Source organism: Micromonospora sp. NPDC093277 (assembly GCF_044765245.1).
In the GTDB taxonomy this organism is placed as follows: Bacteria; Actinomycetota; Actinomycetes; order Mycobacteriales; family Micromonosporaceae; genus Micromonospora.
On the sequence record NZ_JBIWJO010000009.1, the window covers coordinates 222,883 to 248,205 of the forward strand.

At 73.0% G+C, this 25,323-nt stretch carries 22 protein-coding genes; 15 read left to right on the forward strand and 7 right to left on the reverse strand.

What is annotated here, in order from left to right; all coding sequences use genetic code 11:
* The first annotated feature begins 20 nt into the window (after window positions 1-20).
* The 6 genes from ACIRG9_RS21400 (at window position 21) to ACIRG9_RS21425 (ending at window position 9,878) form a co-directional block, all read left to right on the forward strand.
* Complete coding sequence (locus ACIRG9_RS21400; RefSeq protein ID WP_402858469.1) at window positions 21-3,722, forward strand: nitrate reductase subunit alpha; 3,702 nt, start codon at window positions 21-23, stop codon at window positions 3,720-3,722.
* A complete protein-coding gene (gene narH, locus ACIRG9_RS21405) occupies window positions 3,722-5,341 on the forward strand; it encodes a nitrate reductase subunit beta (RefSeq protein ID WP_402858471.1) in 1,620 nt (539 codons plus the stop codon). The genes ACIRG9_RS21400 and narH overlap by 1 nt, the downstream gene beginning before the upstream one ends.
* Window positions 5,338-6,009 carry a nitrate reductase molybdenum cofactor assembly chaperone gene (narJ, locus tag ACIRG9_RS21410; protein WP_402858474.1) on the forward strand — a complete coding sequence of 224 codons (672 nt, stop codon included), beginning with the start codon at window positions 5,338-5,340 and terminating at the stop codon, window positions 6,007-6,009. The genes narH and narJ overlap by 4 nt, the downstream gene beginning before the upstream one ends.
* On the forward strand, window positions 6,006-6,755 hold the full coding sequence (narI, locus tag ACIRG9_RS21415) for a respiratory nitrate reductase subunit gamma (RefSeq protein ID WP_402858477.1): 750 nt from the start codon (window positions 6,006-6,008) through the stop codon (window positions 6,753-6,755). Before narJ ends, narI begins: the two co-directional genes overlap by 4 nt.
* 278 nt (window positions 6,756-7,033) lie before the next feature.
* Window positions 7,034-8,374 (forward strand): nitrate/nitrite transporter, encoded by a 1,341-nt coding sequence (locus ACIRG9_RS21420; protein WP_402858480.1) that lies wholly within the window; start codon window positions 7,034-7,036, stop codon window positions 8,372-8,374.
* 130 nt (window positions 8,375-8,504) lie between these two features.
* Window positions 8,505-9,878 (forward strand): MFS transporter, encoded by a 1,374-nt coding sequence (locus ACIRG9_RS21425; protein ID WP_402858483.1) that lies wholly within the window; start codon window positions 8,505-8,507, stop codon window positions 9,876-9,878.
* A 527-nt stretch (window positions 9,879-10,405) separates the two neighbouring features.
* Here the strand turns inward: ACIRG9_RS21425 and ACIRG9_RS21430 are convergent.
* Genes ACIRG9_RS21430 through ACIRG9_RS21440 form a run of 3 tightly spaced genes read right to left on the reverse strand, consistent with a single transcriptional unit; the run spans window position 10,406 to window position 12,138 of the window.
* The gene (locus ACIRG9_RS21430; RefSeq protein WP_402858486.1) at window positions 10,406-11,599 is read right to left on the reverse strand and encodes a molybdopterin molybdotransferase MoeA; all 1,194 of its coding nucleotides are present in this window, start codon (window positions 11,597-11,599) and stop codon (window positions 10,406-10,408) included.
* Window positions 11,596-11,835 carry a DUF6457 domain-containing protein gene (locus ACIRG9_RS21435; protein ID WP_402858489.1) on the reverse strand — a complete coding sequence of 80 codons (240 nt, stop codon included), beginning with the start codon at window positions 11,833-11,835 and terminating at the stop codon, window positions 11,596-11,598. Before ACIRG9_RS21435 ends, ACIRG9_RS21430 begins: the two co-directional genes overlap by 4 nt.
* 15 nt (window positions 11,836-11,850) lie before the next feature.
* Window positions 11,851-12,138 (reverse strand): MoaD/ThiS family protein, encoded by a 288-nt coding sequence (locus ACIRG9_RS21440; protein ID WP_402858492.1) that lies wholly within the window; start codon window positions 12,136-12,138, stop codon window positions 11,851-11,853.
* A gap of 299 nt (window positions 12,139-12,437) precedes the next feature.
* On the opposite strand from ACIRG9_RS21440, the gene ACIRG9_RS21445 reads away from it, so the two are divergent.
* The 4 genes from ACIRG9_RS21445 to ACIRG9_RS21460 all read left to right on the forward strand — a co-directional run bounded on the left by ACIRG9_RS21445 (window position 12,438) and on the right by ACIRG9_RS21460 (window position 16,082).
* A complete protein-coding gene (locus ACIRG9_RS21445; protein ID WP_402858786.1) occupies window positions 12,438-13,604 on the forward strand; it encodes a TIGR04053 family radical SAM/SPASM domain-containing protein in 1,167 nt (388 codons plus the stop codon).
* Window positions 13,605-13,683: 79 nt separating this feature from the next.
* A complete protein-coding gene (mdlC, locus tag ACIRG9_RS21450; RefSeq protein ID WP_402858495.1) occupies window positions 13,684-15,282 on the forward strand; it encodes a benzoylformate decarboxylase in 1,599 nt (532 codons plus the stop codon).
* Complete coding sequence (locus ACIRG9_RS21455; protein ID WP_402858498.1) at window positions 15,279-15,596, forward strand: putative zinc-binding protein; 318 nt, start codon at window positions 15,279-15,281, stop codon at window positions 15,594-15,596. The genes mdlC and ACIRG9_RS21455 overlap by 4 nt, the downstream gene beginning before the upstream one ends.
* 21 nt (window positions 15,597-15,617) lie before the next feature.
* The gene (locus ACIRG9_RS21460; RefSeq protein WP_402858501.1) at window positions 15,618-16,082 is read left to right on the forward strand and encodes a hypothetical protein; all 465 of its coding nucleotides are present in this window, start codon (window positions 15,618-15,620) and stop codon (window positions 16,080-16,082) included.
* 26 nt (window positions 16,083-16,108) lie between these two features.
* Here ACIRG9_RS21460 and cysK read toward each other — a convergent pair whose 3' ends face one another.
* The 4 genes from cysK to ACIRG9_RS21480 form a co-directional block, all read right to left on the reverse strand.
* A complete protein-coding gene (gene cysK, locus ACIRG9_RS21465) occupies window positions 16,109-17,038 on the reverse strand; it encodes a cysteine synthase A (RefSeq protein WP_402858504.1) in 930 nt (309 codons plus the stop codon).
* Window positions 17,035-17,571, reverse strand: a complete 537-nt coding sequence (epsC, locus tag ACIRG9_RS21470) for a serine O-acetyltransferase EpsC (RefSeq protein WP_402858506.1) — start codon at window positions 17,569-17,571, stop codon at window positions 17,035-17,037. The genes cysK and epsC overlap by 4 nt, the downstream gene beginning before the upstream one ends.
* Window positions 17,572-17,814: 243 nt before the next feature.
* Complete coding sequence (locus tag ACIRG9_RS21475; protein ID WP_402858509.1) at window positions 17,815-18,255, reverse strand: hemerythrin domain-containing protein; 441 nt, start codon at window positions 18,253-18,255, stop codon at window positions 17,815-17,817.
* A 133-nt stretch (window positions 18,256-18,388) separates the two neighbouring features.
* Window positions 18,389-19,186, reverse strand: a complete 798-nt coding sequence (locus tag ACIRG9_RS21480; RefSeq protein WP_402858512.1) for a DUF2249 domain-containing protein — start codon at window positions 19,184-19,186, stop codon at window positions 18,389-18,391.
* A gap of 82 nt (window positions 19,187-19,268) precedes the next feature.
* On the opposite strand from ACIRG9_RS21480, the gene ACIRG9_RS21485 reads away from it, so the two are divergent.
* The 5 genes from ACIRG9_RS21485 to ACIRG9_RS21505 all read left to right on the forward strand — a co-directional run bounded on the left by ACIRG9_RS21485 (window position 19,269) and on the right by ACIRG9_RS21505 (window position 25,310).
* Entirely contained in the window at window positions 19,269-19,970 is a 702-nt protein-coding gene (locus ACIRG9_RS21485) for a helix-turn-helix transcriptional regulator (protein ID WP_402858515.1), read from the forward strand.
* Complete coding sequence (locus tag ACIRG9_RS21490; RefSeq protein ID WP_402858518.1) at window positions 19,967-21,094, forward strand: hypothetical protein; 1,128 nt, start codon at window positions 19,967-19,969, stop codon at window positions 21,092-21,094. The genes ACIRG9_RS21485 and ACIRG9_RS21490 overlap by 4 nt, the downstream gene beginning before the upstream one ends.
* Window positions 21,094-22,386 (forward strand): hypothetical protein, encoded by a 1,293-nt coding sequence (locus ACIRG9_RS21495; RefSeq protein ID WP_402858521.1) that lies wholly within the window; start codon window positions 21,094-21,096, stop codon window positions 22,384-22,386. The genes ACIRG9_RS21490 and ACIRG9_RS21495 overlap by 1 nt, the downstream gene beginning before the upstream one ends.
* Entirely contained in the window at window positions 22,383-23,756 is a 1,374-nt protein-coding gene (locus ACIRG9_RS21500) for a multicopper oxidase domain-containing protein (RefSeq protein ID WP_402858524.1), read from the forward strand. The genes ACIRG9_RS21495 and ACIRG9_RS21500 overlap by 4 nt, the downstream gene beginning before the upstream one ends.
* A 318-nt stretch (window positions 23,757-24,074) precedes the next feature.
* The gene (locus ACIRG9_RS21505) at window positions 24,075-25,310 is read left to right on the forward strand and encodes an exo-alpha-sialidase (RefSeq protein WP_402858527.1); all 1,236 of its coding nucleotides are present in this window, start codon (window positions 24,075-24,077) and stop codon (window positions 25,308-25,310) included.
* The last annotated feature ends 13 nt before the right edge of the window (window positions 25,311-25,323 follow it).

Below are 25,323 nucleotides of genomic sequence, written 5' to 3' on the forward strand. Positions count from 1 at the left end.
ACACCGAAGGAGTGACCGACGTGTCACCGCATCGCCCGTCAGCCGCCGGCCGGGCTCCCGCGACCGACCAGGTACCCGGCGTGGCACCGCTCCTGGCCGCCCGTCGGTTCCTCACCAGGGAGACGGTCGGCGATCATGGCCGGACGCTGCACCAGGTCGACGGCAACGAGTGGGAGCACTTCTATCGTGACCGGTGGCGCTACGACCGGGTGGTGCGTTCCACCCACGGTGTCAACTGCACCGGGTCCTGCTCCTGGAACGTCTTCGTCAAGGACGGCCTGATCACCTGGGAGCACCAGGCCACCGACTATCCCACCACCGGGCCCGACTCGCCGGACTACGAGCCCCGGGGCTGTCCCCGGGGCGCCTCCTTCTCCTGGTACGAGTACTCGCCGTCGCGGGTGCGCCACCCGTACGTGCGGGGGGTGCTGGCCGAGATGTTCCGGGACGGGCTGCGGCGCCTGGGCGACCCGGTGCTCGCCTGGGCCGACATCGTGGAGACCCCGCTCAAGGCCCGCGCCTACAAGGCCCAGCGGGGGCGCGGCGGTTTCGTCCGCGCCAGCTGGGACGAGGTGATCACCATGGTCGCCGCCGCGCACGTGCACACCACGAAGACGTACGGGCCGGACCGGGTCGTGGGCTTCTCGCCGATCCCGGCGATGTCGATGGCGTCCTTCGCCGCCGGCACCCGCTACCACGCCCTGCTCGGTGGCACCCTGCTGAGCTTCTACGACTGGTACGCCGACCTGCCGGTCGCCTCGCCGCAGATCTGGGGCGACCAGACCGACGTGCCGGAGGCCGGCGACTGGTGGAACGCCACCTACCTGATGATGTGGGGCTCGAACATCCCGGTGACCCGTACCCCGGACGCCCACTTCCTCGCCGAGGCACGCTACCGGGGCACCAAGGTGGTCGCGGTCAGCCCCGACTACGCCGACAACGTCAAGTTCGCCGACGACTGGCTGGCACCGCATCCGGGCACCGACGGGGCGCTGGCCATGGCCATGGGCCACGTCGTGCTCACCGAGTTCTTCCGCGACCGTACGGTGCCCTACTTCGTCGACTACGTGCGCCGGTACACGGACCTGCCCTTCCTGGTCACCCTCCGCGAGACCGCGAGTGGCGCGTGGGCCGCGGACCGCTTCCTGACCGCCGCCGACCTGGGCGAGCCGGACGGCGCGCACAAGACGGTCCTGGTCGACGAGGGCACCGGAGAACCGGTCGTCCCGAACGGGTCACTCGGCTTCCGCTACGGCGAGGCCGGCGCGGGCCGCTGGAACCTCGACCTCGGCGACGTGGTCCCGGCCCTCGGCCTGCTCGACCTCAGCGACGACGCGGTGGAGGTCGACCTGGCCCGGTTCGACGTCGGCGACACCGAGGGCGGGACCACGATGCGCCGCGGGGTGCCCGTGATGCACGTCGGCGAGCACCTGGTCACCTCGGTCTACGACCTGGTCATGGCCCAGTACGGGGTGCGCCGCGGTGACCTGCCGGGGGACTGGCCCACCGGGTACGACGACGCGGACGCCCCGAACACACCGGCCTGGCAGGAACGCATCACCGGCGTACCGGCCCCGCTGGCCGCCCGCATCGGCCGGGAGTTCGGCCGCAACGCCGAGCGCAGCCAGGGTCGCTCGCTGATCGTCCTGGGCGCCGGCGCGAACCAGTGGTTCCACTCCGACATGACCTACCGCGCGTTCATCTCCCTGGTCACCCTGACCGGCTGCCAGGGCGTCAACGGTGGCGGCTGGGCGCACTACGTCGGGCAGGAGAAGGCCCGGCCGCTCACCGGCCAGCAACACATGTCGTTCGCCTTCGACTGGCAGCGACCGATGCGGCACCAGGCCAGCACCCCGTTCTGGTACCTGCACACCGACCAGTGGCGCTACGAGCGGGTTTCGGCCGACGAACTCTCCTCCCCGCTGGGCACCGGCCGGTTCGCCGGCCTGGCCTTCGCCGACACCGTCGCCGCCGCACAGCGGATGGGCTGGAGCCCCGGCCACCCCGCGTTCAACCGCAACCCCCTCGACCTGACCGACGAGGCGGCGGCGGCCGGGCTGACGGTGCAACAGCACATCGTCGCCGAGCTGACGGCCGGCCGGCTGCGGGGCGTGGCCGAGGACCCGGACGACCCGGCGAACTTCCCGCGCTGCCTGACCCTGTGGCGGGCCAACCTGCTCGGCTCCTCCGGCAAGGGCAACGAGTACTTCCTGCGGCACCTGCTCGGCGTGGACTCGTCGGCCAGCGCCACCGAGTGCGACCCGGACCACCGGCCGCGTGACGTGGCCTGGCGGGAGGAGGCACCGACCGGCAAGCTCGACCTGCTCACCGCGATCGACTTCCGGATGACCAACACCGGCCTGCACTCCGACGTGGTCCTGCCCACCGCCACCTGGTACGAGAAGCACGACATCTCCACCACGGACATGCACCCGTTCGTGCACGCGTTCAGCCCGGCGGTCGACCCGCCCGCCGGCGTGCACACCGACTACGACACGTTCCTCGCCCTGGCCGACAAGGTCAGCGAACTGGCCGTGACTCACCTGGGGGTGCGTCGCGACGTGCTGGCCGCGCCGCTGCAGCACGACACCCCCGATGAGCTGGCCATGCCGAGCGGCCGGGTACGGGACTGGAAGGCGGGCGAGTGCGAGCCGGTGCCCGGCGCCACCATGCCGAAGCTCATCGAGGTCGAGCGGGACTACACCCAGCTCGGCGCGAAGATGCGCGCCGTCGGCCCGCTGCTCGACACGCTGGGCACCACCACCAAGGCGCTCACCGTCGACGTCACCGCCGAGCTGGAGTACCTGCGCCACCAGAACGGCGTCGTCGCCGACGGGCCCTTCGCCGGCCGGCCGTCGCTCGCCACCGCCGACCGCATGTGCGAAGCGATCCTGGCGCTCTCCGGCACCACCAACGGCCGGGTGGCGGCGGCCGGCTTCGACGCCCTGGAGAAGCGCACCGGCCAGCCGTTCGCCGACCTGATCGCCGGGCACGAGCACGATCGGATCACGTACCCGGACACGCAACGGTCCCCGCAGCCGGTCTTCACCAGCCCCGAATGGTCCGGCTCGGAGAAGGGCGGCCGTCGCTACTCGCCGTTCACCCTCAACGTCGAGCGGCTCAAGCCCTGGCACACGATCACCGGCCGGCAGCACTTCTTCGTCGAACACGACTGGGTGGCCGAGCTGGGCGAGCAGCTGCCGGCCTTCCGGCCGCCGCTGAACATGGCGCGGCACTTCGGCAAGCCGGGCGAGCTGGTCGACGGCGGGGTGACCGTACGCTTCCTGACCCCGCACGCGAAGTGGTCGATCCACTCGATGTACCACGACAACGAGCTGATGTTGGCCCTGTCCCGGGGCGGCCCGGTGATCTGGATGAGCGTGGCGGACGCCGCCAAGATCGGCGTACGGGACAACGACTGGATCGAGGCGCAGAACCGCAACGGCGTCGTGGTGGCCCGGGCCGTGGTCAGCCACCGGATGCCCGAGGGCACGGTGTTCCAGTACCACTCGCCGGAGCGCACGGTCAACGTGCCCAAGGCGGAGAAGAGCGGCCGGCGGGGCGGCTACCACAACTCGCTGACCCGGCTGCTGGTCAAGCCCACCCACCTGGCGGGCGGACACGCCCAGCTCACCTACGCCTTCAACTACTACGGCCCGATCGGCAGCCAACGCGACCAGATCACCGTGATCCGCCGTCGCGCGCAGGAGGTGGATTACTGATGCGAATTCGCGCTCAGGTCGCCATGGTGATGAACCTGGACAAGTGCATCGGGTGCCACACCTGCTCCGTCACCTGCAAGCAGACCTGGACGAACCGAGACGGCACCGAGTACGTGTGGTTCAACAACGTCGAGACCAAGCCGGGCATCGGCTACCCGAAGCACTACGAGGACCAGGACCGCTGGCACGGCGGCTGGCAACTCGACGACAAGGGCCGGCTGACCTTGCGCTCCGGCGGCCGGCTCAAGCGGCTCACCCGGCTGTTTGCCAACCCGGACCTGCCCTCCATCGACGACTACTACGAGCCGGCCACCTTCGACAAGGACATCCTGGTCAACGCGCCCGCCGGCCTGAAGGACACCCCGGTCAAGCGGCCCCACTCCACGCTCACCGGTGAGCCGATGGCGGTCACCTGGGGCGCCAACTGGGAGGACAGCCTCGGCGGAGCGCACGAACGCGCCGACGGCGACCCGAACCTCGCCCGCATGCCGAGCGAGGCGGCCGCGAAGGTCAAGTTCGAGTTCGAGAAGACGTTCATGTTCCACCTGCCGCGCATCTGCGAGCACTGCCTCAACCCGGCGTGCGTGTCGGCCTGCCCCTCCGGCGCGATGTACAAGCGCGAGGAGGACGGCATCGTGCTGGTCGACCAGGACCGCTGCCGGGGCTGGCGGATGTGCGTGTCGGCCTGCCCGTACAAGAAGGTGTACGTCAACCACACCACCGGCAAGGCGGAGAAGTGCACCTTCTGTTTCCCGCGTATCGAGGCGGGACAGCCGACCATCTGCTCGGAGACCTGCGTGGGCCGGCTGCGCTACCTGGGCATCGTCCTCTACGACGAGGACGCCGTGCTCGCCGCCGCCTCGGTGGCCGACGAGCGTGACCTGCTCGACGCGCAGCGCGCCGTGTTCCTCGACCCGGCCGACCCCGCCGTGCAGCAGGCGGCCCGGGAAGCCGGGATGCCGGAGGACTGGCTGGCCGCCGCCGAAAAGTCCCCGGTCTGGCGGCTGATCAGCGAGTACAGGGTGGCGCTGCCGCTGCACCCGGAATACCGGACGCTGCCCATGGTCTGGTACATCCCACCGCTGTCACCCGTGTTGGACGCGGTGGGGCAGGCCGGCCGGGACGACACCGACGCCGACGACGTCTTCCACACCATCCGCGATCTACGCATCCCCGTGGAGTACCTGGCCGAACTGTTCACGGCCGGCGACGCCGAGGCGGTCGCCGGCGTCCTGATGAAGCTCGCCACCATGCGCTCCTACATGCGCGCCCGCACCCTCGACGGCACGATCGCGACCGAGCTGCTGGACGGCATCGGCATGACCGCGGACCAGGTGGAGGCCATGTACCGGCTACTGGCCGTCGCCAAGTACGACGAGCGCTACGTGATCCCCGTCGCCCACAGCAAGGACGCCGCCGCCCTCGAGGCCCAGGCCGACGCCCACCCCGACTGCGCGCTGGACTGCGCGGGCGGCCCGGGGATGACCACCGAAGCCGCCGTGCAGAGCTTCCACCTGGTCGAGGGCGACGAGGTACGCCCCGGCCGGCCCGGAATCCTCTCCCGGCGCGCCGACGGCCGACGGGGCCTCACCATCAACCCGCTGCGAGGCCACCCATGACCGCCCCGACCGACCGGGCCCGCATCTTCGAACTCGTCTCGCTGCTGCTCACGTACCCCGATGACGAGCTGCTGGGCGCGGGCGCCGAGCTGCGCGCGGCGGCCGACCGGCTCGCCGACGACACCGTGCGGGGGCAGATCGAGGAGTTTCTCGACTGGCTGCTGCGCACCGCCCCGATCGAGGCGCAGCGGCACTACGTGCAGACCTTCGACCTGCGCCGGCGCTCCGGCCTCTACCTCACCTACTACCTGCACGGCGACACCCGAAAGCGGGGGATGGCGCTGCTGATCCTCAAGCAGCGGTACCGGGCACACGGCCTGCGGCTCACCGACGGGGAACTGCCCGACCTGCTGCCGGTGGTGCTCGAGTTCGCCGCCACGGCCGGCCCCGGCGACGGCGAGGCACCGCTGCGCCAGCACCGCACGGGCATCGAGCTGCTCCGCGCCGGGCTGACCGAATCCGGCACGCCGTACCGGCTCCTGCTGGACGCGGTCTGCGCCGTGCTGCCCGAGCTCACCGAGGCCGACCGGGCCGCCGTCACGGCGCTCGCCGTCGACGGACCGCCGGTGGAGACGGTCGGCCTGGAGTCCCTCGGGTACGGCCCCGACCTGCCCGGCGCCGCCCTAGCCCCGTACCCCGCCTGCACCCCGTCGGAGGCCTCGCGATGACCACGCTCGTCTGGATCGCCCTGCCGTACCTGTGCCTCGCGGTCTTCGTCGCCGGTCACGTCTGGCGCTGGCGTCACGACCAGTTCGGCTGGACCACCCACACCAGTCAACTCCTGGAGAACCGGCTGCTGCGCCTCGGCTCGCCGCTGTTCCACCTGGGCGCCCTCGGGGTCGTCGGCGGGCACGCCATGGGACTGGTCGTGCCCGCGTCGCTGACCGAGAAGATCGGGATCAGCGAGCACGTCTATCACCTCACCGCCGTGTGGGGCGGCACGGTGACCGGCGTGATGCTGGCAGCCGGCCTGGCCCTGCTGATCGCCCGGCGCTTCGTCAACGGCCGCGTCCGCCGGGTCACCACCACCATGGACAAGGTGCTCTACGCCGCGCTGGCCGCCATGGTGACGCTCGGCATGACCGCCACGGTGGGCATGAACCTCCTCGGCAGCGGCTACGACTACCGGGAGACGATCGCCGTCTGGTTCCGGGGCATCTTCTGGTTCCAGCCCGATCCCGCGCTGATGAGCGGGGCACCCCTGGTCTACCAGCTGCACGCGATCGGCGGCTTCCTGCTCCTGGCGCTGTGGCCGTTCACCCGGCTGGTGCACGTCTGGTCCGCGCCACTGGCGTACCTGTGGCGCCCGTACGTCGTCTACCGCGCCCGGCGCGGCACGGTGCCCGCGGCCCAGCCCGCCCCGGCCGTGGTACGCGACGCCGACCGCTCGCCGGTCTCCAGCGGCCGGGCCTGATCATGAGGGGTGCCTGTCGTCGGGCCGGCCGGCACGCCGGCATCCCGGGGCGAGGCTAACCCCATCAACCCGCCGTCAAACCGGGACCTTTCTCCCGTTCGTCCGGGCCTAGGGTCCCGGGCCGGTCACCTCTCGCCGCCGCTTTGTGCGCCCGGGCCTTGTGCCTCGTGACCTTGGACCCGGGGCGGGGGACCGCCGGCCCGTATCAGGGCCGTTTTGCGCACCCGACAGTGGAGCCGCCGCGCACGAGCGCGGCCGGACCTGCGAGGGAGAACCAGATGTCAGCGACCGAGGAAACAACGAACACGGGCCGGGGCGGAGGTGGTGGCCGGCTCCTGGTGCTGTCCAGCGCCGGCTTCACGCTGATGTTCGCGGTGTGGCTCATGTTCGGGGTGCTCGGCATCCCGATCCGCGCCGAGCTGGGCCTGACCGACGTGCAACTGTCCTGGCTGTCGTCCGTCGCGATCCTCAACGGTGCCGCGTGGCGGCTGCTCGGCGGGGTGCTCGCCGACCGGCTCGGGGGTCGGGTGGTCTTCGTCGCGCTGCTGCTCTTCACCGCGATCCCCACCTACCTGGTTTCGCAGGCCGGCAGCTACCAGGCCCTGCTGCTCTACGCCTTCCTCGCCGGCTTCGGCGGCAACGCCTTCAGCGTGGGAGTTTCGTGGGTGTCCGCCTGGACCCCGCAGGACCGGCAGGGCTTCGCGCTCGGCGTGTTCGGCGCCGGCAACGTCGGCGCCTCGGTGACCAAGTTCATCGGGCCCACGCTCATCGCCGCCGTGCCGGTCGCCGGGTACGCGGGCGGCGTGATCCCCGGCGGCTGGCGCTTCGTCCCGTTCCTGTACGCGGTGCTGCTCGTGGTCATGGCCGTGGCGGTGTGGCTCGGCACGCCCCGGCAGGACCGTCGACCCGGCCACGGGCGACCGCTCGGCGAGATGTTCCGGCCGTTGCGGCAGCTGCGGGTCTGGCGGTTCAGCCTCTACTACGTGGTGGTGTTCGGCGCCTACGTGGCGCTCTCCGCCTGGCTGCCGAAGTACTACGTCGACGTGTTCGGGCTGCCGCTCTACCAGGCGGCGCTGCTGACCGCGTTGTTCATCTTCCCGGCCAGCCTGCTGCGACCCGTGGGTGGCTGGCTGTCGGACCGGTTCGGTGCCCGCCGGGTCATGTACGGCACTTTCGCGACCATGGCGGCGGCCAGCCTCTTCCTCGCCATGCCCTACGGCCACATCGTGCTGTACGTGCCGGAGCGCTACGAGGCCGACGGCGTACGCGAGGTGCTGCCCTACCAGCTCGGCGTGCTGCCGTTCACCGTGGCCGTGTTCGTGGTCGGGATCGCGATGGGCATCGGGAAGGCGGCGGTGTTCAAGCACATTCCGGAGTACTTCCCGAACGACGTCGGCGCGGTCGGCGGCCTGGTCGGCATGCTCGGCGCGCTGGGCGGGTTCGCCCTGCCGCCGCTGTTCGCGTACGCCCAGGCCTGGACCGGCCTGCCGCAGACGACCTTCGCGATCATCTTCCTGCTGACCGCTGCGGCCGGGCTGTGGATGCACGTCACGGTGCACCGGATGCTGCACGACCGCAGCCCCGACCTGGCGCGAAATGTCGAGCCGACGCCCGCGTGAGCAGCGTTTCCGCTGATGGGCGGGACCTTGGTCCCGTCCGTCGGCGGACCGTCGGCCGTGTCCTGGTGAGTTGTCCCCGAACAGGCTGACAGAAGTCCCGAACCGTTCGGCGACAGCGAGGAGCAGCGCGATGACCACGGCACTACGACCCCCGGAGGCCGGCACCGGTGGCCTCCCGGCGGAGGAGCCTCCCGCCCGGAAGGGCCGGGAGTGGTTGGCGGACTGGAATCCGGAGGCCGACACCTGGGACCAGCGGCTGGCGTGGCGGACCCTCAGCGTCACCACGTACAACCTGACGCTGGCCTTCATCACCTGGTTCCTCGTCTCGGCGATCGCGCCCCGGCTGAACAACATCGGGTTCGGGCTCAGCACCACCGAGCTGTACTGGCTGGCGGCGATGCCCGGCCTGGCCGGTGGTCTGCTGCGCCTGATCTGGATGTTCCTGCCGCCGGTGCTCGGGACCCGCAAACTCGTCTCGGCCTCCACGCTGCTGCTGATCGTGCCGCTGGTCGGGTGGGGCTGGGCCGTACGGGAGGCCACGACGCCCTACGCCGTGCTGCTCGCGCTCGCCTTCCTCTGCGGCATCGGCGGCGGCGTCTTCTCCGGCTTCATGCCGAGCACGTCGTACTTCTTCCCCAAACGCAAGCAGGGCGTGGCGCTGGGCATCCAGGCGGGCGTGGGCAACTTTGGCGTCAGCGTGGTGCAGTTCCTGGTGCCGTGGGTGATCGGCTTCGCCCTGCTCGGCACGGCGAGCATCGGCCCGGAGAAGGTGGTCAAGCCGGCGAAGGGGCTCGGCGAGTCGATCTGGCTGCACAACGCCGGCCTCGTCTTCATCCCCTGGGTGGTCGCCGGTGCCGTGCTGGCCTGGTTCTTCCTCAAGAGCGTGCCGGTGCAGGCCAACGTCCGCCAGCAGTTGGACATCTTCCGGGAGAAGCACACCTGGATCATGACCGCGCTCTACCTGATGACGTTCGGCGCGTTCTCCGGCTTCGCGGCGCAGTTCGGTCTGCTGATCAAGAATCTGTACGGCACGTTCCCGGACGCTCCGGACCCGCTGAAGTGGGCGTTCCTCGGCCCGCTGGTGGGCTCGGCGGCCCGGGTGGCGTGGGGGCCGCTCTGCGACCGCTTCGGTGGCGCCGTCTGGACCGTCGTGTCGGGCGTCGGCATGACCGCCTCGACCGTCTTCACCGCGTTCTGGCTCACCCCGTCCTCGCTCGGCGAGTTCAAGTTCTTCGTCGCCGGCATGCTGGGCATCTTCTTCTTCGCGGGCGTCGGCAACGCCTCGACCTTCAAGCAGATGCCGATGATCTTCGAGCGCCGGCAGGCGGGCGGGGTGATCGGCTGGACCGCCGCCATCGCCGCCTTCGGGCCGTTCCTGTTCGGTATCGGGCTGGCCAGCGTCCCGGCCACCGCCTTCTACCTCGGCTGGGCCGTCTTCTTCGCCGCCTGCGTGGCGCTGGCCTGGCACTTCTATGCCCGCAAGGGAGCCGAGCGCCCCTCCTGAACCTGCGGCTGTGGCGGCGACCGGAACCCCTCCGGCCGCCGCCACGGCCTGTGCGCGGTCCGTCCCGGGTCCGCCGCCATGGCCTGTGCGCAGTCAGTCCCGGGTCCGCCGCCAGTAGCGCGCGGGGGCGCGCCATCCGGCACGGTTGGGATACCGGGCCTGGCCAGTACGGGCGAGCTCTCGTCACCGACGTGGCGCGGCGTGCCGGGTGGTCGTGCCGCCCGGGTCGTGTCGCGTGCTCGGCAGGTCCGCGTGTCGCGGCCATCCGGCCGATCAGGTCTCAGCGATATGTCGGTGAGACATAAATATGTCTCACCGACATATCCAAAGCGAGGGCATCGTCTTCCCGGTGGCGTGACCGCCCGCCACGGGCTTGGGGCTGGTGTCCCACCGCCAACCGGCCACCCCACCGCCAACCGGCCACCCCACCGCCAACCGGCCACCCCACCGCCAACCGGCCACCCCACCGCCAACCGGCCACCCCGCAGCCAACCGGCCACCTCGCAGCCAGCCGGGCAGAGCGAACGTCAGCGGTCCAGGCGTAGCAGTTGCACCGGGGCCTCGCCCCGCCAACCGGGCGGCACGACGGCGAAGGCGTCCGCGTCGGCGGCGCCGCTCAGCTGGCCGGGCTGCCCGCCCTCGACGAGCTGCACGACCTGCCCCGACCGCCGGACCGGCACGATCCGGGTGTTCCGTTCGTCGGCCGGCGGTGCGCCGACGAGCGCCGCGGTCTCCAGTGGGGACAGCGGCAACCCGGTGAGCCCGGCCAGCAGCGGTTCCACCAGGGTGAGCGCCGCGACGAGCGCGGCGTACGGGTTGCCGGGCAGCCCCACGATCCACTTCTGCCCCACCTGGGCGAGCACCTGCGGGTGGCCGGGCCGGCAGGCGACGCCGTCGACGTGCACCGTGGCGTCGAGGCTGCCCAACGCGTGGTGCAGTCCGTCCGCGGGCCCGACCGACGACGCGCCGCACACGATCGTCACGTCCGCGTCGATGATGCTGCCGGCGACCGCGGCGGCGAACCAGTCGAGTTCGTCGCCGACCATGCGGGAGTCGAGCAGCTCTGCCCGCCACGACATCAGCAGCGGTCGCAGCATCGGACCGATCGCGTCGCGGACCTGTCCCCAACGGGGCAGTCCGGTGGACACCAGCTCGTTCCCGCTGACGATCATCCGCACCCTGGGGCGGGTGTACACGGTGAGCGTGTCCAGACCGACGCTGGCGGCCAGGCCCAACGCCGGCGGGGTGACGGCCCTGCCCGCCGATAGGAGTTCCTGCCCCGGACGGGCGTACTCGCCGCGACGCCGGACGTGCCGGCGGTCGCCCGGCGACGCCCACACCGTGTCACCGACGCGCTCCGCGGTCTCGTAGGGCACCACCCGCTCCGTCCCTTCAGGTACGGGAGCGCCGGTGGCGATCTCGACGGCGGTCTGCTCGGCCAGCGACGACGAGACGTGGGCGCGGCCGGCGAGCACCCGGTCGACGACCCGCCACGGACCGCGGCCCCGGACGGCGTACCCGTCCATGGCCGCGTTGTCGAACCCCGGCAGCGGCACCCTGGCCGAAAGCGGTGCGGCGAGGGTGCGGCCGGCCGCCGACGCGAGCGGCACCTCCTCGGCGGGCAGGGGAGAGGCCAGGTCGTGGGCGAGGCGGCGCGCCTGCGTCCACTCGGTGAGCCGGGTTCCGTGCTCCTTGCGGCGCGGCGCGGCGGTGGTGATCACCGCGTCTCCTGCGGAACCAGTGCGGCGACGGCGACCCGCGCCGCGTCCGGGTCCGCGCCGCGTCCGACGGCCACTCCGACCAGGTACGCGCCCAGTGGCGCCGCCGGCCGGCAGACGCCGTGCGCCACGTCCCGGACCAGGTCGAGGACCGCTCGGCACTCGTCGGTCGACGGGGTGGGCAGGTCGAGTGCCGCCGCAGCGGTGGCGAGCCAGTCGTCCAGCCTCGGGTCGGTCATGGTCTCTCCTTGGGGTCAGCCGCCGGCGAACGGCGGAAGCACGTCGACCGTGGCCGACGACGGCAGGACGGCGTGCCGGTCACGCCACTGGGTGCCGTTCACGAGGAAACTGCAGGCCCGCAGTGCTGCCCGCAGCCGCCACCCGTGTGCCTCACCCATCCGGTCGAGCAGCTCCGCCAGGGTGCTCGCCCGGTGGTCCTCCTCCGATGCCCCGGCGGCGACGCGGGTGCCGCCGAAGTAGCGCACGCGGACGGTGGTCGCCGGACCAGCGCCGTGGTCACCTGGCTCGTAGCTCGCCGACATACGCACTCCCACAACGGAATCGAGGTCCTCGCCGGCCGCTCACCGGGCGCCGCACGGGTGTCCCAGCCAGCCTGCCGGCACGTATTGCCGCTGTTCCGGGCCGAAGGTCCCGAAATCGTGGGGCGGTTGTGCCCGTGGTTGACCGAGGCGGCTCCGACCTCGACCGCTGAGCCCAGGAAGGCCCTCCGGCCCGGGTCACCGGTCCCTGGCCCGTGGCGTTACCGCCGGGCAGCGTCCCGGTCGTGACAGACGCGATCACGCCGGGAGGGCGGGAGCGCCCGGCAGGGGCGGGCAGGGCCGTGCGGCTGCCCCGACAGGACGTGCGGGAGCGGCCCTTCATCGTCATCTGGGAGGCCACCCAGGCGTGCCCGCTGGCCTGCCTGCACTGCCGTGCCTCCGCCCGCCCACTGCGCGACGCCGCCGAACTGGACACCGAGGAGGCCACCGCCCTCATGGCGCAGGTGGCGGCCTTCGGTCGTCCGGCGCCGCTGTTCGTGATCACCGGTGGCGACCCGTTCCAGCGGCCGGACCTGGCGGAGCTGGTGCGCCGGGGCAGCGAGCTGGGCCTGCCGGTCTCCGTGTCGCCCTCCGGTACGCCGACCCTCACCCGGAGCGCCCTGGCCGGCCTCCGGGACGCCGGCGCCCGGGCCATCTCGCTGAGCGTGGACGCGGCCACCCCTGCCGGGCACGACGGGTTCCGGGGCGTGCCGGGAGTCTGGCAGCTCACCGACCGGGCCTGGCGTGACGCGCGGGACCTGGGCCTCAAGGTCCAGATCAACACCACGGTCACCCGGGACACGGTGCACGACCTGCCCGCGATCGCCGCCCACGTACGCGAGCGGGGAGCGCTGCTGTGGAGCGTCTTCTTCCTCGTACCCACCGGGCGGGGGCGGGCACTGGCCGGCCTGGACGCGGCGGAGGCCGAGGACGTGCTGAACGTGCTCTACGACCTCGGCGAGACCGTGCCGGTGAAGACCACGGAAGCGCATCACTTCCGGCGGGTCTGCCTGCAGCGCGACGCCCTCGCGCGGCGCGGCGAGGACCACGTGGCGGCGCTCGGGCTGGGGCCGACGTATCGAGGCCTGCGCGCCCGGCTGGAGGAGCACGGCCTGCTCGGGCGGGCCGTCCGGGTGCGCCGGGCGCCGCTGCGGGTCAGCGCCGGCAACGGCTTCGTCTTCGTCTCGCATCGCGGGGACGTGCACCCCAGCGGGTTCCTCCCGGTTTCGGCCGGCAACGTGCGGCAGCGGTCGCTGGTGGAGATTTACCGCGACTCGGAGCTGTTCACCGGACTGCGGGACCCGGGACAGTTGGGTGGCCGCTGCGGTGCCTGCGAGTTTCGGGCCGTCTGCGGCGGATCCCGTGCCCGGGCGTACGCGATGACCGGTGACCTCTGGGGCGAGGACCCGGCGTGCGGCTACCAGCCGGGGACGTTCCCCGGCGCGGACAGGCTGGCCCTCGAAACCTGAGCCGCCACGGCCGTCCGACCCGTTCCGGTCGGGCCTTCCGCCGCTGTCGGGTGTCGGTTCCGCCGGGCCAGCCTCAGGCATGATCTCGGTACGAGAGGCGGCCTTCGACATCTTCCGGTCGCACCACCTGACCACCGTGTTCGGCAATCCCGGCTCGACCGAGCTACCCATGCTCGCCGGCCTTCCGCCCGACTTCCGCTACGTCCTCGGCCTGCAGGAGGGCGTGGTGGTCGGGATGGCCGACGGTTACGCCCAGGCCACCGGGCGTCCCGCACTGGTCAACCTGCACAGCGCACCCGGGGTGGCGACCGCGATGGGCGCGCTGGTGAACGCCGCTGCGGCCCGCACCCCGTTGGTGCTGACCGCCGGGCAGCAGGTCCGGGCCCTGCTCACCGGGCCCGCGCTGCTGACCAACCCGGAGCCGACCGTGCTGCCCCGACCCCTCGTGAAGTGGAGCGTCGAGCCGCCCCGGGCGGAGGATGTCCCCGCTGCCCTGGCCCGGGCCGCGCACCTGGCCGCCCTGCCGCCGCGCGGGCCGGTGCTGGTCTCGCTACCGATGGACGACTGGACGGCCCAGGTCGAGGTCGACCAGGTACGGATCCTCGCCGAGCGGCGGGTCAGCGTCGGTGCCGGCGTCGACGCTCAACTCGTACGAAATCTCGCTGCCCGGCTGGCGGCGGCGCGCTCGCCGGTGCTCCTCGTCGGCGCGGGCCTGGACAGCCCGGCGGGATGGGTGGCGGCGGTCCGGCTGGCGGACCGGTGCCGGCTCCCGGTCCACTGGGCGCCGCTGGAGCCGCGCTGCGGCTTCCCCACCACGCACCCGGCGTTCCAGGGCGTCCTGCCGGCGACCGAGGCCGGGGTGGGCAAGGCGCTGCGCGGGCACGACTTCGTGCTGGTGGCGGGGGCCAGCGCCTTCCGTTACTACCCGTACGCGCCGGGGCAGCTGTTGGGGCCGGACGCCGAGCTGGTGCTGCTCACCGACGACCCGGACGAGGCGGCACGCGCGAGCCTCGGGCAGGCGGTGCTGGCCGACCCGGTGGCCGTGCTGGCGATGCTGGCCGAGGAGGCCGCGCTCGCGCGGACCGGGCCTCGCGCTCCGGGGCCGCGCCCCGAGCCGGTCGACGATCCGGAGGGACAGCTGAGCGCCGCCGGCGTCTACGCGGCCATCGCCCGGGTGTTGCCGCCCGACGGTGTGGTGGTCTGCGAGTCCGTGTCGAACATGCGGGACTGCCAGGACCAGATCCGCCTACGCCGCCCCGGCGGCTACTACAGCCCGGCCGGGGCGAGCCTCGGCTTCGGTGTTCCCGCCGCGATCGGCGTGCAGCTGGCGCAGCCGGACCGGTCGGTGACGGCGGTGGTCGGCGACGGGGCGTTGCAGTACGCCCTGCCGGCGCTCTGGACCGCCGCCAGCTACGACGTGCCGGTGACCATCGTCGTGCTGCGCAACGACCGGTACGCGGTGCTGGAGGACTTCCGGGACTTCCTCGGGCTGGCCGAGGTGCCCGGTCTCCGGGTGCCCGGCATCGACACCGTTGCCCTGGCCCGGGCGTACGGGGTGGCGGCGACGCGGGCGGACGGCGCCGGAGAGCTGGCGGACGCCCTGCACGACGGCCTGGGCCGCACCGGCCCGACCGTGATCGAGGTGCCGATCGACGGCGCCGCGGAGAAGCACTGGTGAGAAGGGAACTCGGCGACGTGGCACCACTGCTGCGGTTGGCCCGCTCCGGCCGTCCCCTCCTGGCGCTGGACGGCTGTCCGCTGGTCTGCGTGGCGGCGACCCTGCGTCGGCACGGCCTCACCCCTGACGGGCACGTCGTGCTCAGCGACCACGGGGTACGCAAGCGCCGGCACGTCGACCCCGACGAGGCGGACCTGCGACGGTTGTGGCCACTGGTCACCGACGCGGCGCGCGACTGCGCGTCGTCGAAACCCGGCCGGTCGGGACCTGGGGCCCGGTCGGTGTCGGGACCTGCTGCCCTCCCGGACGGCTGACCGCACGGGCAGGCTGTCTGCATGATCACACTCCTCCTCACCCTCACCGGCGTGCTGTTGCTGGTCGCCGGACCGGTCATGATCGCCCAGGGTTTCCTCGGCCGGCGCAGCGTCGCCCAGGAACTGACCCGTCAGCGGATCGCCTTCCCGGCCACCGGCCTGCCGGCCCCGCTCGCCAGGTACGCCCGGACCCCGGTGTCCACCGGGGTCCAGGCGCGTGCGTACTCGGAACTCATCGCCGACCACGTGGCCCAGGCCACCGGTGGCCGGACGTACGCGGAGATCGCCGAAGAGTGCATGGGCGCGGGCCGCGGCGACCAGCGGCTCGACCGGCTGCGGCAGACCGCCTTCATGGGGGAGACCCTGCGCGGGGCGTTGCTCGGGGCCTACCAGGCGTGGCAGGTGACCGCCCTGGTCACGGGGTTGGGCGCGCTGGTCATGCTGATCGGGGCGGTGTTCGTGGTTCTTGCCGCTCACCTGGGGTGAGCCGTGGTTCCGGAACCGCAGCCACGTCAGGCCGTCGCGGGCGGCGGGAACAGGGGAGTGGTGAGGTACCGCTCGCCGGTGTCGGGCAGCACCACCACCACGGTCCGGCCGGCGTGGCCGGGTCGGGCGGCCACGCGCAAGGCGGCGTGCACAGCGGCACCGCTGGACACCCCGGCGAGCAGTCCTTCGGTACGCGCCAGCCGCCGTGCCGCCGCCCGCGCCCCTTCCACGTCGACCTTGACGATCTCGTCGTACCCGGTCGGGTCGAGCACCTCGGGCACGAAACCGGCGCCGATGCCCTGAATGCCGTGCGGACCGGGCCGGCCGCCGGAGAGCACCGGTGACTCCGCCGGCTCCACGGCCACCGCCCACAGGTCCGGGTTCTTCGACTTCAGCACCTGGGCGACGCCGGTGAGGGTGCCGCCGGTCCCGACCCCGGCGACCAGGACGTCCACCCGACCGTCGGTGTCCGCCCAGATCTCCGCCGCGGTCGTGCGCCGGTGGATCTCCGGGTTGGCCGGGTTGTCGAACTGCCTGGGCAGGAACGCCGCCTCGTCGTCGGCGATCTGCCAGGCCCGACGGACCGCGCCCGCCATGCCCTCGCGCGCAGGGGTGAGGACGATCCGGGCGCCGTACGCGGCCAGCAGCGCGCGCCGCTCCAGGCTCATGCTCTCCGGCATGGTGAGGGTGACCCGGTAGCCGCGGGCGGCCGCGATCATGGCCAGCCCGATGCCCGTGTTGCCACTGGTCGCCTCGACGATCGACCCACCGGGGCGGAGTTCCCCGCTGGCTTCGGCCGTCTCGATCAGGGCCAGCGCCAGCCGGTCCTTGACGCTGCCGCCGGGGTTGGCGGACTCCAGCTTGCCGAGCAGGGTCACCGGCAGGTCCCGGGCCAGCCGGTCCAGCCGCACCAGCGGGGTACGACCGATCAGCGCGGTGACGTCTGAGTAGATCACGGTGTTCTCCCAGGTCGGGTAGGGGTGGATAGGGCCGCCTCCGGGGCCTGGAGCCGAGCCCCGGGTGGCACGTCGTGCAGGACCAGGCAGTGGGCTCCGATAAGGGCGTCGTTCCCGACGCGTACGGGCCCGAGCAGCGAGGCGCCCACGCCCAGCACCACCCGGTCGCCCACGGTCGGGTGGCGCCGGCTTCCTCTGCCGTCCTGCCACCAGCCGCGGGCACCCAGCGTGACCTGGTGGTAGATGGTGACGTCGTCGCCGATGCGGGCGGTCTCGCCGATGACCACTCCCGCGCCGTGATCGATGAAGAGGCGGCGACCGACGATCGCGCCAGGGTGGATCTCGATGCCGGTCAGCAGGCGGGTGAGCTGGCTGAGCAGCCGGGGCAGCAGGGGAAGCCGGCCGCGGTGCAGCAGGTGCGCGACGCGGTGGCTCCACACCGCCCACAGGCCGGGACAGAGCAGTACCTCCACCACGTGGATGCCGTGCAGGGCGGGGTCGCGGCGGTACGCCGCGCGGATGTCGTCGAGCATGCGGGGTTCCCTGGCGGGGGAGGGGCCGGCGCCACGGGCGACCGGCCCTCGGACAGGACCGGCGGGACCGGCGTGCCACCCCGCCCGGCTCGGGCGAGGCGGCGGCTACGCCGGTTCAGGCGGGGCGACACCGTTCGTCGAAGTCGCGCCGGACGTGGGCGCCCGCCATGGGTATGGCGAACCGGCAACCGGCCAGCCGGTGTCGGGTCGGGCCGTGCCCGGCCGGCCGGTGCGGGCGTACGCTCACCGGGCGTCCGTCTCGGCCGGGGTGATCCGGTCCCAGGCGGGGATGGGCAGCGCGATCACCGCGGCGGGGAACAGGCCGTGCTCCTCGTTGTCGATGTGCCGGTGCAGCCGGTCCAACGCGCCTCGCACCAACGGCCAGTCTGGTGCGAGGCGGTCGACGCCGCCGAGCACGCCGTGGATGTCCTGGTGCTCGGCGCAGAGCTGGGTGACCGCGTCGGCGAGGCTGCCCTCGGCGCGCAGCTCGGCGAAGAGCCCGTCCTCCTCGGTGGTGGTGTGTGGCAGCAGCAGGGCCAGCAGCTCGTCGAGGGCGGCCAGGGCGGCCGGGTCGCCGGAACCGATGGCGGTGCGCAGCCGGCCGGCGGCGTTGGCGATCGCCTCGTGCTCGGTGGAGAGCCGGCCGATCAGCGGGAAGTCCCGGCAACCGCAGTAGTTGCACACGAACATCACCTCCCCGTACCGCTTGGCGGGTCCAACGCTGCCCGCCCGGAACCGCTCGAAACAGGGTCGAAGGACCCGGTCGGGCCGGGACGGCGGGCCCTGACGGAGACCGTCCCGGCACCGGCAGACTTCCTCAGGCCAGGTCCGGCTGCCGGGACAGCCGGACCTGCCACGTGTCCGGGCCGTCCTGAAGCCACTCGGCGTGCATGTCGCCCCGGTAGCGGGCCTCGATCTCGGCGAGCAGGGGTCGGGGCGCGTGCGGGGCGACCAGCACCAGTGCCCCGCCGACCGGCACGGCGTCCAGCGCCGCCAGCACCGTGGAGTGTCGGCGGTCGTGCGGCAGCAGCCGCACGTCCAGGCGGGGGTCGATGGTCAGCACCGGCGCCGGGGCCTCCGTCGTGGCGGCGTCGCCACCGCACCCGCAGGCCCCGCCGCAGCCACCGGCCGACTTCGAGGAGCCCAGCAGATCGTGTACGCCGTCGAGCAGCGCCGCCAGCGACACGTCCGCGGCGTCCACCAGCAGCGGGACGATCAATTCGTTCTCCTTGGCGAGGTGGACGGCGAGGACGGCGGCGAGGGCCCGCGCCGTCGCGGCCAGCCGTACCGGCTCGGTGGTGGCGTCGAGCTCGGCCGCCAGGTCGGTGATGGCCCGGTGCTCTGCTCGCATGCCCCGGATCAGCAGCGCGGCTTCGGCCCGCTCGGCGGCCACCGGGTACAGCGCGGTCTCCTCGGCGTCCGCGTGGGGCAGCAGTTCTTCGCGCAGCCAGCCGAGCAGGTCCGTGCGGACGTCCTGCGCCCGTACGTCGTCGCTGTTCTCCGTTGCTTCCAGGAGCCTGCGGACGTGGCGGTCGAGCACGGCCGCGAGCTGGGCGTGGTGGCGGACCACGGCCCGGGCGGCGGTCAGGTCGGCGGTGGTGTGTGAGTGCGACATGGGGACTCCCCGAGTTTCTACTACGAACGACGTTGTAACGTTAACTACCGTGGAAACCACGAGAACAGGGCCGGTCGGGGAAATGATCGACACAGAGCGGTACCGCGCGCTGGGCACCGCGAGCCGGGTCTCCATCCTGGATATCGTCAAGGCCGCCGACGGAGGCGTGACCATCGCCGAGGTGGGGGAGCGGACCGGTCTGCACCCGTCGACCGCCCGCGCCCACCTCGACCGGCTGGTCAGCGCCGGACTGCTCGTGAAGGCCCGGGCCAGCGGCGGCCAACCGGGGCGCCCGGCCTGGCGCTACCGGATCGCCGTCGCGGAGGCGCCAGCGCCCGCGCCGTACCGGGCCCTGGCCGCCGCCCTGCTCGACCACCTGTCCCGCCGCACCGGGGGTGACGTGCGGGCCGAGGCGACCCGGGCCGGCCAGGACTGGGGCCGGCACCTGGCCGCGGTCACCCCACCCGGCGAGGACCCGACGGACGTCCTCCTCGGCGTGCTGCGCGGCCTCGGCTTCAGCCCCCGGCTGCACCACACCGGCGCCGGCCGGACCGAGATCCACCTGCACACCTGCCCCTTCCTCGAACTGGTCAACCGCAACCCCGACGCGATCTGCAACCTGCACGTCGGAGTCGTGCGGGGCGCTCTCGAACACGCCGGCGCCCCGCCCGCCGGCGCCGTGGTCGAGCCGTTCGGCGCACCGGACGCCTGCGTGGTCCGCCTGACCCTGCCGGAGACCGACGCCCCGGGCCGGCGCCGGCCACCCGAGGCTGACCCGCGATGACCGTCCGGCCGGCCCGGCTGCGCTGGCGGGTCCCCGTCCTCGCCGCCGGCGGGTTCGCCCTGCTGACCGGGCTGTACGCCGCCCTGCTGCTGCTCGACCTGCCGCTGCCCGCCCCGCCGACGTCACTGGAACAGGTGCACGGCCCGCTGATGGTGCTCGGCTTCGTCGGCACCCTGGTGGCCCTGGAACGGGCGGTGGCGCTCGGCACCCGGCGGGCGCTGCTCGCACCGGCCTGCGCCGGGGCGGGTGCCGTCACGCTCGTCCTGACCGGCCCGACCCTGGCCGGGCAAGTGCTGCTCATGCTCGCCGCGGTGCTGCTCCTGCTGATCTACCGCCGGCTCTGGCAACGGCAGCCCGGTCCCTCGCTCCTGGCACAGGGCCTCGGCGCGTTCGCCTGGTACGCCGCCACCCTGCTGTGGCTCGCCGGCAGCGCGGTGCCGGAGTTCGTCCCCTGGCTGGCTACCTTCGTGGTGGCGACCATCGCCGGGGAACGCCTGGAGCTGGCCCACCTCGCCCTACCCCGGCACGGCGTTCCCTGGTTCCTGGCCGCGCTCGGCGCGCTCACCGCCGGGGTCACCGCGAGCAGCCTCTGGCCCGCCGTCGGGGCGCATCTGTTCGGCATCGGCCTGCTCGCCACCGTCGGGTGGCTGACGGCGTACGACGTCGCCCGCCGCACCGTACGCGCCGTCGGCCTGCCCCGCTACGTCGCGGTCGGGCTGCTGTCCGGGTACGCCTGGCTGGCGTTGGCCGGCCTGCTGTGGGCCGGTGCCGGCCCGGCCACCGGCGGCCCCCGCTACGACGCCATCCTGCACGCCGTCTTCCTCGGCTTCACCATGTCGATGATCTTCGTGCACGCGCCGGTCATCCTGCCGGCGGTGCTGCGGCGGCCGTTGCCCTACCGGCCCTGGCTGTACGCGCCGCTGACCCTCCTGCACGGCAGCCTGCTGGCGCGGGTCGTCGTCGGCGACGCGCTGGGCGTCCGACCGGTGTGGCGGGTGGCCGGGGTGCTCAACGTGCTGGCCGTCCTCGCCTTCCTCGCCTGCGCGGTGATCGCGATGCGCAGCGCGGGCCGCGCCACGGCCCGATCCGTCGCCCCCACGGCGCCGGCCCTGGCGGTGCGCTGATGGACCTCCTGTCGTCGAACCCCCGGACCCCGGGCGCGGACCCGTCACCGGCCGCCGGACGCGCCGCACCGTCCATCCCCGCCGCCGGAGAGGCCCAGGCCAGGGCCGCCGGCCGGTCGGCCTGGCACCGCCGGGCCGGACTCCTGCCGCCGGCCTACCTGGCCGGGCTCGTGGCCCTGGGCTTCGTCCACCCCTTCCTGCCCACCTGGCGCTGGCTGGCGATCCACCTGCTCCTGCTCGGCGCGGTGACCAACGCGATCGTCATCTGGTCGGCGCACTTCAGCACGGCGCTGCTGCGTACGCCACCGCCAAACCGCCGCCGGGGCGAAGCCCTGCGGCTGGCCGCGTTGAACGTCGGCGTGCTGGCCGTCCTGACCGGCGGGGCGGGCGACCGGCCCTGGCTCGGCGCGTCTGGTGCCGCCCTGGTCTTCGCCGCGCTCGTCTGGCACCTGGCCTGGCTCGCCAGGCAGCTCCGTCGGGCGCTGCCCTCCCGCTTCCGCGTCACCGTCCACTACTACCTGGCCGCCGGCCTGGCGCTGCTCACCGGTGTTCCGGTGGGCGCCGGGATGCTGGTGAGCGACGGTAGGTACCAGGCCCGGCTGCTGCTGTTCCACGCCCACGTCAACCTGCTGGGCTGGATCACCCTCACGGTCCTCGGCACCCTGCTGACGCTCTGGCCGACGATGCTGCGCACCCGCATGGCCGACACCGCGGTCCGGGACGCCGTGCGCGCCCTGCCGTTGGCCGCCATCGGACTGGTGCTCCTCGGCCTCGGCCTGCTCACCTGGTGGCGGGTGGTCACCGCGGTGGGACTGGCGTTGTTCGCCCTCGGTGTGCTGGTGGCGGTCCGGCCGGCGGTGGCGGTGGCCCGCGCCCGCCCTCCGTACGCCTTCGCGAGCTGGTCGCTGACGGCGGCGACCGGCTGGCTCCTGGTCGCCCTGGTGGTCGATGCGGCCACGCTGCTGCCGGCCGCCGACGCCGCCACGGCGGTGGACAGTTTCGGCGTGGTGCTCGTCCCGCTGTTGGTCGGCTTCGTCGGGCAGGTCCTCATCGGGTCGCTGAGCCACCTGCTTCCGGTGGTTCTGGGCGGCGGGCCCGCCCCCGCCCGGACCCGCGCGGCTCTGCTGGACCGGCACGGCCCGCAGCGGGTCGCGATGACCAACGCCGCGCTCGTGGTCTTCGCGCTGCCCAGCCCGCCGTACGTCCGCATCACCACGTCCCTGCTGATCCTCGCCGCGCTGGTGCAGTTCCTCGTGCCGGCCGCCCGCGTCCTGCTCACCGCCCGGAGATGACCGTGTCCACGTCGCCCGAGCCCGGCCGATCCCTCGCCGGCGCCGCCACCGGCATCGCGCTCGTCCTGGTCGCCGTGCTGGTCGGCGTGGCCGCGCAGCGCGTCACCAGCCCCACCGAGCATCGACCGACGGCTGCCAGCGCCGTCCAGCCGACCGGACACACCACGACGGTGGACGTGGTCGCGGAGGGAATGCGGTTCCACCCCGCCCGGATCGAGGTGCCCGCCGGTGACCGCCTCGTCGTGAACCTGACCAACCGGGACCCCCGCCGCCACGACCTCGTACTGGCCGGCGGCGCGCGCACCAAGCTCATCGGCAACGGCGAATCGGCCCGCCTCGACGCGGGTGTGATCGGCGAGGTCACCGAGGGTTGGTGCTCACTGCCGGGCCACCGGCAGGCGGGCATGACGCTCGAGGTCGTGCCGACCGGCGCGGCTGCCTCGCCGCCCGCCGCCGGCTCCGCCTCGCCGGCCACTGCCGGCTCCGCCTCGCCGGATCAGTCGATCGACGTCATGGCCGACCCCGGACCGGCCTTCACCGCCCGGGACGCCACCGCCCCACCCGTCCCGCCGGGACGGCTGCACCGGCGGGAACTGCACGTCCGGGAGGTGGTCCGGGAGGTCGCCCCGGGGGTACGCCAGCAGCTCTGGACGTTCGACGGCACCGTGCCCGGACCGGTGCTGCGGGGCCGGATCGGCGACACGTTCGAGATCACCCTGGTCAACGAGGGCACCATGGACCACGGCATCGACTTCCACGCCGGGGCCGTCGCCCCCGACGAGGTGATGCGCCCGATCGACCCCGGCCAGAGGCTCACCTACCGGTTCACCGCCACCCGCGCCGGCATCTGGATGTATCACTGCTCGACCATGCCGATGCTGCATCACATCGGCAACGGCATGTACGGCGCGGTGATCATCGACCCGCCCGACCTGCCCCCGGTCCAGCGGGAGTACGTCCTGGTGCAGTCCGAGCTCTACCTCGGCCCCGACGGGGAACCGGGTGACCTGGCGAAGATGCAGGCGGAGCGGCCCGACGCCGTCGTGTTCAACGGCTACGTCGCCCAGTACGATCACCGTCCGCTGCCCGCCCGCGTCGGCGAGCGCGTCCGGGTCTGGCTGCTCGACGCCGGCCCGAGCCGGGACACCTCCTTCCACGTGGTGGGCACGCAGTTCGACACCGTCTACCGGGAGGGCCGCTGGGAGAGCAGGCCCACCGACCCCGGTGGGGCCCAGGTGCTGCCGCTCAGCCCCGCCGCCGGCGGCTTCGTCGAGATGACCTTCCCGGCCGCCGGTCACTACCCGTTCGTCAGTCATTCCATGGTGGACGCCGAGCGGGGCGCACACGGCATCTTCGAGGTGCGTCAGTGAATGGTGGGCCTTCCCGCCCCGCTAGACCTTGATCGACTCCGTGTGCGGCAAGTGGTGGTTTCTGTGTCGGCGGAGACCGCCGTTTGCGGCGCATGGAGTGGATCACTGGGGGCCAGCTGACACATAGCGCTGGCAGAGATGGGATGCCAGTCGTTGCTGCCGACCGTTCACCGCACCAGATCGACCGTTCGTCGCGGGGAACCTGGCCTTTGCCGCCGGGCCGACCATAACGTCAGATAGGACGTCCTACGTCCGGTGTCGAGAGTTCGGTCCGCGCACCGTCCGCCACGTCCCAACCACGCGAAGGAAGGTGGCATCGTGTCCAGTACCACCCGCAAGGCCCCCGTGCTCCGGACGGCGATCGTCGTCGGTTGCGCCGCCCTGGTCGCGAGCCTGGCCGGCGCCGGCGTCCCATCAGCCCTGGCGGCGCCGGCACAGACCCCTCAGGGCTCACGCTGCGAAGGATCGGTGCCCTTCACCGCCAACACCGAGGGATACAACGCGTTCCGCATCCCCGCCGTCGTGGCCACCCGATCCGGCACGCTGCTGGCCTTCGCCGAAGGGCGGCTCGCCTCCCTCAGCGACGCCGGCAACATCGATCTCGTGCTCAAGCGGTCGACCGACGGCGGATGCACCTGGGGACCCCTGCAGGTGGTACACGACAACGGCCCCGACACCGCGGGCAACCCCGCGCCCGTGGTGACCGCGACCGGCCGGGTCGTGCTGCTGTCGACGTACAACGGCGGGACCGCGTCCGAGGCCGCGATCATGCGCGGCGAGGTGCCGGCCGAGCAGAGTCGCCGGGTCTTCGTCCAGCACAGCGACGACGACGGAGCCAGCTGGTCCACGCCGCGCGAGATCACCGCGCAGGCCAAGGCGGAGAACTGGCGTTGGTATGCCACCGGCCCGGGCCACGCGATCCGGCTGGCCCGCGGCGCGCACCGGGACCGGCTCGTGGTCCCGGCCAACCATTCGATCGCACCACCGGCCGGCTCCACCGACCTCGGCACGGAGGCGAAGTACTACGGCGGGCATCTGCTCTACAGCGACGACGCGGGCGAGAGCTGGCGGATCGGTTCCGTCGACGACAACCCGGACGGGTACATCAACGTCAACGAGTCCACGGTGGCCGAGCTGCCCGACGGTCGCCTCTACGTCAACACCCGTGAGCACAACGGCAGCGCGCCGGGCAACCGTGCCGATGCCTACAGCCGCGACGGCGGGGAGACGCTGGAGCTGCCGCACCGTCCGCAGGCCACGCTCGTGGGGCCGGTCGTGCAGGGCACTGTCCTGCAGTTGGCCGGTGCGAGCAACCAGCTGCTCTACTCCGGCCCCGCGGACCCGAACAGCCGCGCGGCGCTGACCCTGCGGGCGAGTGCCGACCACGGCGTGACCTGGCGACCGGCCCTGGCGCTGTCCGGCCTCCCCGCCGCCTACTCGGACCTGGTCCAGCTCGATCCCAACACGGTCGGCGTGCTCTACGAGACCGGCAACTTCGGGGCGAACGAGACGATCACCTTCCGGCGGGTCCCGGTCGGTCAGCTGCGACCCTGACCGCCGGCCGCGA

What these genes read in the sequence shown, in the direction of transcription:
- ACIRG9_RS21500 (WP_402858524.1), top strand. Translation starts at nt 22,383, where the DNA reads ATGACCGTGTCCACGTCGCCCGAGCCCGGCCGATCCCTCGCCGGCGCC.
- ACIRG9_RS21440 (WP_402858492.1), bottom strand. Translation starts at nt 12,138, where the DNA reads ATGTCGGCGAGCTACGAGCCAGGTGACCACGGCGCTGGTCCGGCGACC.
- ACIRG9_RS21490 (WP_402858518.1), top strand. Translation starts at nt 19,967, where the DNA reads ATGACCGTCCGGCCGGCCCGGCTGCGCTGGCGGGTCCCCGTCCTCGCC.
- ACIRG9_RS21495 (WP_402858521.1), top strand. Translation starts at nt 21,094, where the DNA reads ATGGACCTCCTGTCGTCGAACCCCCGGACCCCGGGCGCGGACCCGTCA.
- narH (WP_402858471.1), top strand. Translation starts at nt 3,722, where the DNA reads ATGCGAATTCGCGCTCAGGTCGCCATGGTGATGAACCTGGACAAGTGC.
- ACIRG9_RS21425 (WP_402858483.1), top strand. Translation starts at nt 8,505, where the DNA reads ATGACCACGGCACTACGACCCCCGGAGGCCGGCACCGGTGGCCTCCCG.
- mdlC (WP_402858495.1), top strand. Translation starts at nt 13,684, where the DNA reads ATGATCTCGGTACGAGAGGCGGCCTTCGACATCTTCCGGTCGCACCAC.
- ACIRG9_RS21480 (WP_402858512.1), bottom strand. Translation starts at nt 19,186, where the DNA reads ATGTCGCACTCACACACCACCGCCGACCTGACCGCCGCCCGGGCCGTG.
- ACIRG9_RS21485 (WP_402858515.1), top strand. Translation starts at nt 19,269, where the DNA reads ATGATCGACACAGAGCGGTACCGCGCGCTGGGCACCGCGAGCCGGGTC.
- epsC (WP_402858506.1), bottom strand. Translation starts at nt 17,571, where the DNA reads ATGCTCGACGACATCCGCGCGGCGTACCGCCGCGACCCCGCCCTGCAC.
- narI (WP_402858477.1), top strand. Translation starts at nt 6,006, where the DNA reads ATGACCACGCTCGTCTGGATCGCCCTGCCGTACCTGTGCCTCGCGGTC.
- ACIRG9_RS21460 (WP_402858501.1), top strand. Translation starts at nt 15,618, where the DNA reads ATGATCACACTCCTCCTCACCCTCACCGGCGTGCTGTTGCTGGTCGCC.
- ACIRG9_RS21435 (WP_402858489.1), bottom strand. Translation starts at nt 11,835, where the DNA reads ATGACCGACCCGAGGCTGGACGACTGGCTCGCCACCGCTGCGGCGGCA.
- narJ (WP_402858474.1), top strand. Translation starts at nt 5,338, where the DNA reads ATGACCGCCCCGACCGACCGGGCCCGCATCTTCGAACTCGTCTCGCTG.
- ACIRG9_RS21420 (WP_402858480.1), top strand. Translation starts at nt 7,034, where the DNA reads ATGTCAGCGACCGAGGAAACAACGAACACGGGCCGGGGCGGAGGTGGT.